5 protein-coding genes and 1 tRNA gene are annotated in these 8,795 nt (G+C 58.5%); 3 read left to right on the forward strand and 3 right to left on the reverse strand.

The window, feature by feature from the left end; translation table 11 throughout:
* Positions 1–96: 96 nt before the first annotated feature.
* A complete protein-coding gene (locus AP059_RS03075) occupies positions 97–3,567 on the reverse strand; it encodes a hybrid sensor histidine kinase/response regulator (protein WP_059761831.1) in 3,471 nt (1,156 codons plus the stop codon).
* Positions 3,568–3,805: 238 nt separating this feature from the next.
* Between AP059_RS03075 and AP059_RS03080 the strand changes: the two genes are divergently transcribed.
* On the forward strand, positions 3,806–4,957 hold the full coding sequence (locus AP059_RS03080; protein WP_059761832.1) for a TDT family transporter: 1,152 nt from the start codon (positions 3,806–3,808) through the stop codon (positions 4,955–4,957).
* Positions 4,958–5,090: 133 nt separating this feature from the next.
* On the forward strand, positions 5,091–6,965 hold the full coding sequence (locus AP059_RS03085) for an MFS transporter (protein WP_059761833.1): 1,875 nt from the start codon (positions 5,091–5,093) through the stop codon (positions 6,963–6,965).
* A 77-nt stretch (positions 6,966–7,042) separates the two neighbouring features.
* Here the strand turns inward: AP059_RS03085 and sugE are convergent, their stop codons facing one another.
* Entirely contained in the window at positions 7,043–7,357 is a 315-nt protein-coding gene (gene sugE, locus AP059_RS03090) for a quaternary ammonium compound efflux SMR transporter SugE (protein ID WP_048400936.1), read from the reverse strand.
* Between the two features lie 208 nt (positions 7,358–7,565).
* Positions 7,566–8,489: a recombination-associated protein RdgC gene (rdgC, locus tag AP059_RS03095; protein WP_048362887.1), complete on the reverse strand. Its 924-nt coding sequence runs from the start codon at positions 8,487–8,489 to the stop codon at positions 7,566–7,568.
* Positions 8,490–8,649: 160 nt separating this feature from the next.
* Here rdgC and AP059_RS03100 point away from each other — a divergent pair.
* Positions 8,650–8,725, forward strand: a tRNA-Val gene (locus AP059_RS03100).
* The last annotated feature ends 70 nt before the right edge of the window (positions 8,726–8,795 follow it).

Genomic DNA, 8,795 nt, shown 5'->3' on the forward strand with positions numbered 1-8,795 from the left:
TTCTGAGGCGCCGTGTTCAAGGGGTTGCGAGCGCTCGGCGCCCGCCCGCAGCCGCGTGTGACTCGTCAGCGGCTAGAGGCTTTAATGAACGCTGTCTTAAAGCGGCACGTGCCGACTCACCAGTGCCCGCAGCACGGCAGGTTTGACCGGTTTAGCCAGGTACTCAAGACCCGCGGCGTGCACTTGCGCAATCATTTCCGGGCGACCGTCAGCACTGATCACCACGCCCGGCACGGGCTCGCCCAGTTCGGCGCGTAACCAGCGCATCAGTTCGGTGCCGACTTCTCCGTCATCCAGGTGGTAGTCAACCAGCACTAACTGCGGCCGTACGCCCTCATTGAGCAGGGCGGCGCATTCTTCGCGATTGCGTGCCGTCCACACGCGACAGCCCCAGCGCGTCAGCAAACTTTGCATGCCGATAAGGATGCTGTCTTCGTTGTCGATGCACAGCACTTGTGCGCCTGTGACCGGTTGGCCGTTTTGTTCGGCCACCACCGGCTGCGGCGCAGTCTGGCTCTGTGCCAACGGTACGCTGACACTGAATACGCTGCCTTTGCCGGGCCAGGAGCGCACTTGCAGGCGATGGCCCAGCACGCGGCACAAACCGTCGGCAATCGCCAGCCCCAGCCCCAGGCCTTTTTCGGCGCGCGTCTGATGGCTGTCCAGGCGTTTGAACTCTTCGAAAATGACCTGCAATTTGTCGTGCGGGATGCCCGGCCCGCGATCCCACACTTCAAGGCACAGTTCACTGCCACGTCGGCGTACGCCCAGCAGCACCGGCCCCTTGGCGTAGCGCAAGGCATTGGTCAGGAAGTTTTGCAAAATGCGTCGCAGTAATTTGATGTCACTGCTGACCCGCAAACGACTGCCACGCACGCGGAAGCTCAGCCCTTGTTCCTGCGCGTGCGCTTTGAACTCATTGCCCAGGGTGTCAAACAGGTCGTTCAGGGCAAACGGCTTGATGTCGGGCGTGAACTTGCCGTTTTCCAGGCGTGAAATGTCCAGCAAATCGCTGATCAGGTCTTCGGCCGAACGCAGGGAGCTGTCGAGATGCTGGACCAGTTTTTGCGCTTCCGGGCTCAAGCCTTCTTCTTGGTGGGAGAGGGCGGCTGAAAACAGGCGTGCCGCATTCATCGGCTGCATCAGGTCGTGGCTGACGGCGGCCAGAAAACGGGTTTTCGACTGGTTGGCTGTTTCGGCAATCCCTTTGGCTTCAGTTAACGCCTGGTTCAGCTCCGATAGCTCACGGGTACGTTCGTCGACCCGTTGCTCAAGCCCTTCGTTGGCTTCAGTCAATGCCTGTTCGGCTTCGCGGAAGGCGGTAATGTCGGTGAAACTCATGACGAATCCGCCGCCCGGCATCGGGTTGCCGATCAGTTCAATCACGCGGCCATTGGGGAACAGGCGTTCAGAGGTGTGCGCGCGGCCCTGACGCATCCAGTGCAGGCGGCGGGCCACATGCACTTCCGCCTCGCCGGGGCCGCACAGCCCGCGCTCGGCATTGTGGCGGATGATGTCGGCAATCGGCCGACCCACGCTGATCAGGCCCTCTGGATAGTTGAATAGCTCCAGATAGCGGCGGTTCCAGGCGACCAGGCGCAGGGATTGGTCGACCACGCTGATGCCCTGGGTGATGTTCTCAATGGCGCCTTGCAGCAGGGCGCGGTTGAACTGCAACACTTCTGAGGCTTCGTCCGCGATGCGCACCACGTCTTCGAGCTGCATTTCGCGACCTTCAATGGCCGCTTTGACCACGGCGCGAGTGGAGGACGCACCCAGCACGCCCGCCAGCAGTCGCTCGGTGTGTGCGATCCATTCGCCATCAGCGTTTTGGTTGGGGTTAAAGCCTTTGCCTTGACGGTAAGCGAAGCGAATAAAGCTCTGGCGTGCGCGCTCTTCACCGACAAAGCGTGCGGCGAGGGTTAGCAAATCGTTGATTTGCACCGAAAGCATCGAGCGCCCGCTCGGATGGCTGCTGATTTCCTGACCGATGAAACGTCCCGCCTGCCAGTGCTCGGACACCCGTGTGCGCGACAGCACCGACACCCAGGCAAACACGGTGAAGTTGCCCGCCAGCGACAGCACCACGCCTTGGGTCAGTGGTGTGATTGGCAGGCCCAGCGGGTTGCCGTGCAGCCAGGCCAGGCCTGGGAAGTGGCTCAAGTGCCAGCCAAGGCTGTGTGCAATCAATGGCAGCACCAGCGTGTAAAACCAGATAAAGGTCCCGGTGGCCAAGCCCGCGAACACGCCGCGGCGGTTGGCCTGCTTCCAATACAGGGCGCCGATCATCGCGGGCGCGAGTTGGGTAACAGCCGCGAAGGAAATTTGCCCGATGGTCGCAAGGCTGGCGGTTGAGCCGAGCAGGCGATAACTGACATACGCCAGCAGCAAAATGACCACGATCGAGACGCGCCGCACCGACAGCATCCAATGGCGGAAGACCTCAAACGGGCGCTCGGCGTTTTTGTGGCGCAACAACCACGGCAGCAGCATGTCGTTGGACACCATGGTCGACAGCGCCACGCTGGCCACAATCACCATGCCGGTGGCGGCCGATGCGCCGCCGATAAACGCCAGCACGGCCAGAGCCGGGTGCGCTTGCGCCAGCGGCAAGCTGATCACAAACGAGTCGGGCAGCACGGAGCTGGGCAGCAGCATTTGGCCGGCCAGGGCGATGGGCACCACAAACAAGGCTGCCAGTATCAAGTACGCCGGAAACACCCATTTGGCCAAGCGCAAGTCTTGCGGCTCAATGTTTTCGACCACCGTCACATGGAACTGACGCGGTAAACAGATGATCGCCATCATGGCCACGCCGGTTTGCACCACCATCGACGGCCAGTTGACGGTCTCTTTCCAGTATTCCTCAAGGCGCGGGGCGAGCATGGCCTGATTGAACAGGTCGTCAAAACCGTCGTACAGGCCGAAGGTGACAAACGCCCCCACCGCCAGAAACGCGAACAATTTGACCAGTGACTCAAAGGCAATGGCCAGCACCATGCCCCGGTGGTGCTCGGTCGAGTCGAGGTTGCGGGTGCCAAAGACGATGGTAAACAGCGCCAGTACCAGCGACACAATCAGCGCGGTGTCTTGCGCGCGCGTACCGGTCGCGTCAGCCCCTGCGCCGATCAGCAGGTTAACGCCGAGCACGATGCCTTTGAGTTGCAGGGCGATGTAGGGCAGCACGCCCACCAGGCAAATCAGCGCCACCACAATCGCCAGCGACTGGGACTTGCCGTAGCGCGCGGCAATAAAGTCAGCAATGGAGGTGATGTTCTCCTGCTTGCTGATCATCACCATTTTTTGCAACACCCACGGCGCACACACCAGCAGCAGCACCGGTCCCAGGTAGATGGGCAAAAAGGACCAGAGTTGTTCGGCGGCCTGACCGACGGCGCCAAAGAACGTCCAGCTGGTGCAGTACACCGCCAGCGATAGGCTATAGACCCACGCGCGAACCCGCGGCGGCAGCGGTTTGCTGCGCCGGTCACCATAAAAGGCAATGGCGAACATGATGGCCATATAGGCCAGGGCAACGGCGGCGATCAGCCCGCTGGACAACGACATGGTGACTCCTGGAGGTAAAAGCCGCAGCTATCCGTCTGCGGCAGGCTAGTCTCGCATGATGTTTGGGCGGCGTCAGTGTCGACGATGGTCGCAGCGCGGCCAAGCGCCGCAGGGCTTGAAAGCCTTTCGGATTGTCCTTATCTGTTAACTCGATAACAGTTAGAGATATTACCCGTTATATAGATATTCGATTCAGTTCTACTCTTGCATGACCTCATACGAGGAACAGGAGGAAGCCATGACATGCCCTAACACCCCCAAAGCCACTTTTCGGCCCTTGAGCACATTGCAGCACCCGCGCGAAGTCATTCGTCAGTTCACCCCGAACTGGTTTGCCGCGACCATGGGCACTGGTGTGTTGGCGTTGGCGCTGGCTTCATTGCCCGTGCAGATCCCGGGCATGTACGCCGTCGCCGAAGGGCTGTGGCTGTTCAATATAGGCTTGTTCATTTTATTCAGCGTGCTCTACGGCGCCCGTTGGGTGTTGTACTTCGATGAAGCACGGCGCATTTTCGGTCACTCCACCGTGTCGATGTTTTTCGGCACGATCCCTATGGGGCTGGCGACCATCATTAATGGCTTTCTGCTATTTGGTGTCGCCCGGTGGGGCAGTGGCATGGTGCAGGTCGCTGAAGTGTTGTGGTGGCTCGATGTGGCCATGTCGCTGGCATTCGGGGTGATGATCCCCTACATGATGTTCACCCGTCAGGAGCACAGCATCGACCAAATGACTGCGGTCTGGCTGTTACCCGTAGTGGCGGCTGAAGTGGCGGCCGCCAGTGGCGGGCAGCTGGCGCCGCACTTGAGCGATACGGTGGCGCAGTTCCATGTGCTGATTACCAGCTATGTGCTGTGGGCGTTTTCGGTGCCGGTGGCTTTCAGCATCCTGACCATTTTGATGCTGCGCATGGCGCTGCATAAGTTGCCCCACGAAAGCATGGCGGCATCGAGCTGGCTGGCCTTGGGCCCGATAGGTACCGGGGCGCTGGGTTTGCTGTTGCTGGGTGCGGATGCTCCCGCCATTTTCGCGGCCAATGGTTTTGCCGGCACAGGCGAGGTGGCCGAAGGCCTGGGCTTGATCGCAGGCATTGCACTGTGGGGCTTCGGCTTATGGTGGATCGTCATGGCCGTGCTGATCACCCATCGTTACTACCGCGCGGGCATTCCCTTCAACCTGGGCTGGTGGGGGTTCACGTTCCCGCTGGGCGTGTACGCGCTGGCGACCCTGCGTCTGGGCAAGGTGCTGCACCTCACCTTCTTTGATGTCGCGGGCTGTGTGCTGGTGGCATTGCTGGTGCTGATGTGGCTGATCGTGGGTAAACGCACTGTGATCGGGGCGTATCGTGGTGAGTTGTTTGTGTCGCCCTGCATTGCAGGCTTGAAGAAGTAAGACGTTGCCTCGGGTTCTGTATGAAAGCGCCGAGTCTGGTGTGATGCGTACAGAACCTGAGTAACGTTGTGCCTTGAGTGTTAAAACAGCACTCCAATGAGAAAGCCTCTGGCGCAACGTGAGTACATGGAAGATGAGTCACCCCTCGCAGTTCAGTTTGCTAAGGAAGCGACGCTTCCTGCCGTTCTTCGTGACCCAATCGCTGGGCGCTCTTAATGACAACCTGTTCAAACAATCGCTGATCCTGGCCATCCTTTATAAGCTCGCGATCGAGGGTGACCGAGGGATCTGGGTCAACCTGTGCGCGTTGTTGTTCATCGTGCCGTTCTTTTTGTTCTCGGCCCTGGCGGGGCAATTTGGCGAAAAATACGCCAAAGACCGTCTGATCCGCCTGATCAAACTCGGCGAAATCGCGATCATGTTGGTCGGCGCCATTGGCTTTGCATTCGATCACTTGGCCCTGATGCTTATTGCGCTGTTCGCAATGGGCACTCATTCGGCGCTGTTCGGCCCGGTCAAGTATTCAATCCTGCCTCAAACCCTGCACGACGATGAGCTGGTGGGTGGCAATGGTTTGGTCGAGATGGGCACGTTCTTGTCCATTTTGGCTGGCACCATTGGTGCCGGGATCATGTTGTCTTCCAGCCATTACGCAATGGTGGTGTCGGTGGTGATTGTGTCGGTGGCCGTCCTGGGCTATCTGGCCAGTCGCGCCATTCCGGGGGCGCCTGCTGATACACCCGATTTGCGCCTGAACTGGAACATTTTCAGCGAGTCCTGGGCCACGTTGAAAATGGGCCTGAATCAGACGCCAGCGGTGTCGCGCTCTGTGGTGGGCAATTCGTGGTTCTGGTTTGTCGGGGCCATTTACCTGACGCAAATTCCGGCTTACGCCAAAGAGTGGCTGTACGGCGATGAAACCGTGGTTACGCTGATTCTTACGGTGTTCTCGGTGGGGATCGCATTAGGCTCGATGCTGTGCGAGAAGCTGTCGGGTCGTAAAGTCGAGATCGGTCTGGTGCCCTTTGGCTCGTTCGGCCTGACCGTGTTCGGCCTGTTGCTGTGGTGGCACTCCGGGCACATGCCGCACAACATTCAGGCCAGCGACTGGCTGGACGTATTGGGTTTCAGCCAGGCGTGGTGGGTGCTGTTCGATATTCTGGGGCTGGGCGTGTTTGGCGGGTTCTACATCGTGCCGCTCTATGCGCTGATTCAGTCGCGCACCGCTGAAAACGAGAGGGCGCGGGTGATCGCGGCCAACAATATTTTGAATGCGCTGTTTATGGTGGTCTCGGCCATCGTTACGATTTTGCTGTTGAGCGTGGCCAAGCTGACCATTCCGGAGTTGTTTCTGGTGGTGTCGCTGTTGAACATCGCGGTTAACACGTACATCTTCAAAATCGTGCCCGAGTTCAGCATGCGCTTCATGATCTGGCTCCTGAGCCACTCCATGTACCGCGTGCAGCACAAAAACCTCGATGCAATCCCGGATGAGGGGGCGGCGTTGCTGGTATGCAATCACGTATCGTTTGTGGATGCGTTGTTGATAGGCGGCGCGGTGCGTCGACCCATTCGCTTTGTGATGTATTACAAAATCTACAATTTGCCGGTGCTCAACTTTATCTTCCGCACGGCCGGTACGATTCCGATTGCCGGGCGCGGTGAGGATGAAGCGATTTATGAGCGCGCTTTCAAAAAAATTGCGGAGTATTTGAAGGACGGCGAATTGGTGTGCATCTTCCCGGAAGGCAAGCTCACCACGGATGGCCAGATCAATGAATTCAAGGCAGGGGTTACGCGAATACTGGAGCAAACACCGGTGCCGGTGATTCCAATGGCCTTGCAGGGGTTGTGGGGCAGTTTCTTCAGTCGCGACCCGAACAAAGGTTTTTTACGCAGGTTGTGGTCGCGGGTGACTTTGGTGGCCGGTGAGCCGGTAGCGCCGTCTGAGGCCACGCAAAAATTATTGCGTGAGCGGGTGATGCAGTTGCGAGGTCAGAACCTGTAGTGACTGACGCAGGCTGCGAAGGGGGTGTGAATACCCATTCGCAGCCTGCGGCAGCGACTACACGGATGAGTGAGCGCTTATGCGCTCACTTTCAAACCGATCAACCCGGCAATGATCAGCGCAACGCTGGCCAGCCGGAACAGCGCCATCGATTCGCCAAACAAAATGATGCCGGCGATCACCGTGCCCACCGCACCTACACCGGTCCAGATGGCGTAAGCGGTGCCCAACGGCAGCTCTTTCATGGCCAAACCCAACAGGCCCAAGCTGACCGCCATCGCGGCAATCGTCAGTGCAGTGGGGAGAGGGCGGCTGAAGCCGTCGGTGTATTTCAGGCCTACGGCCCAGCCAACTTCAAATAGACCGGCGAAAAACAGAATAATCCAGGACATGGTTGCCTCCATCAATTGATGGGGTCGTCCCCAGAAAGTCACTCGATGAGTCGCGAGGTCGTCCTCGCAGTGCGCAGTATATTGCCCATGATTGTTCTGACAGGCAACTCTGATTTTTCATGTACGCCTTCTATTAAAGAAGGCTGCTGGCGGGCGACATTGCATCGCAGGCCAGCCTTGCCTTCTTTATAGGCGCGGGGGCTAAGGGTTATTCGATACCTTGAGGCACTTCTTCGCCACCCAGCGCTTCGAACAACTGTGGCAAGAATTCGCCGAAGGTCAGCATCATCAGGGTGAAGCTGGCATCTTGTTGGCCCAGATCGTCATCACCGCCGTTCTGCTCGGCCTCGTCTTGCAGCAGGTCTTCGAACTTCAGGCGCTTGACCACCAGTTTGTCGTCCAGCACGAACGACAGCTTGTCCTGCCAGGCCAGTGACAGTTGAGTGACGACTTTGCCGGTGCTCAGGTGCAACTGGATTTCGTCGCTGGTCAGGTCCTGACGCTTGCAACGGATGATGCCGCCGTCTTCATGGGTGTCACGCAGCTCGCATTCGTCGAGTACGAAGAAGTTATCAGCCGCTTTTTGGGTTTTGACCCATTCCGTCATGGTGGCACTTGGCGCGACTTTGACGGCCAACGGGCGAACAGGCAGCGAACCAACGACTTCGCGCAGCGTGGACAGCAAGTCTTCGGCGCGCTTTGGGCTGGAGGCGTTAACCAGAATCAAACCCTGTTTAGGCGCAATGGCGGCGAAGGTCGCCGAGCGACGAATAAAGGCGCGCGGCAAGAAGGCCTGGATGATTTCATCCTTGAGCTGGTCGCGCTCCTTCTTATAGACCTTGCGCATTTGCTCGGCTTCGATCTCTTCGACCTTTTCCTTTAAGGCATCGCGCACAACGCTGCCGGGCAGGATGCGTTCTTCTTTACGGGCGGCGATCAGCAGGAAGTCCTGGCTGACATGCACCAGGGGCGCGTCTTCGCCTTTGCCGAAAGGGGCGACGAAACCGTAGGTGGCTAATTCCTGACTTGAACAGGCGCGGGCCAGTTTGGTGGCCAGTGCAGTTTCCAGCACCTGCGCATCAAAAGGCAGATCTTGGGTCAGGCGATAGATAAGCAGGTTTTTGAACCACATGGGGTGAATCACTCCTTTATACAAAGACGGCATTATTCGCTTCATGAGCTGATAGGCCAACCCTGCGCTAAGCCTTTGTCACGCATAAGAAAATTATTTTAAAAAGTGCTTGCCAGACTCAAGGTCGCTCCGTAGAATGCGCGCCACACCGAGAGTGAAAGGGTGATTAGCTCAGCTGGGAGAGCATCTGCCTTACAAGCAGAGGGTCGGCGGTTCGATCCCGTCATCACCCACCATTCGCTCACAGTGTTACGCGCAGCGGTAGTTCAGTCGGTTAGAATACCGGCCTGTCACGCCGGGGGTCGC

It is taken from the genome of Pseudomonas sp. TAA207, assembly GCF_001529285.1.
Taxonomy (GTDB): Bacteria; Pseudomonadota; Gammaproteobacteria; order Pseudomonadales; family Pseudomonadaceae; genus Aquipseudomonas; species Aquipseudomonas weihenstephanensis.

Bases quoted from the DNA above. Each gene is read 5' to 3' on its own strand.
- AP059_RS03075 (WP_059761831.1), bottom strand. From the start codon at position 3,567: ATGTCGTTGTCCAGCGGGCTGATCGCCGCCGTTGCCCTGGCCTATATG.
- AP059_RS03080 (WP_059761832.1), top strand. From the start codon at position 3,806: ATGACATGCCCTAACACCCCCAAAGCCACTTTTCGGCCCTTGAGCACA.
- AP059_RS03085 (WP_059761833.1), top strand. From the start codon at position 5,091: ATGAGTCACCCCTCGCAGTTCAGTTTGCTAAGGAAGCGACGCTTCCTG.
- sugE (WP_048400936.1), bottom strand. From the start codon at position 7,357: ATGTCCTGGATTATTCTGTTTTTCGCCGGTCTATTTGAAGTTGGCTGG.
- rdgC (WP_048362887.1), bottom strand. From the start codon at position 8,489: ATGTGGTTCAAAAACCTGCTTATCTATCGCCTGACCCAAGATCTGCCT.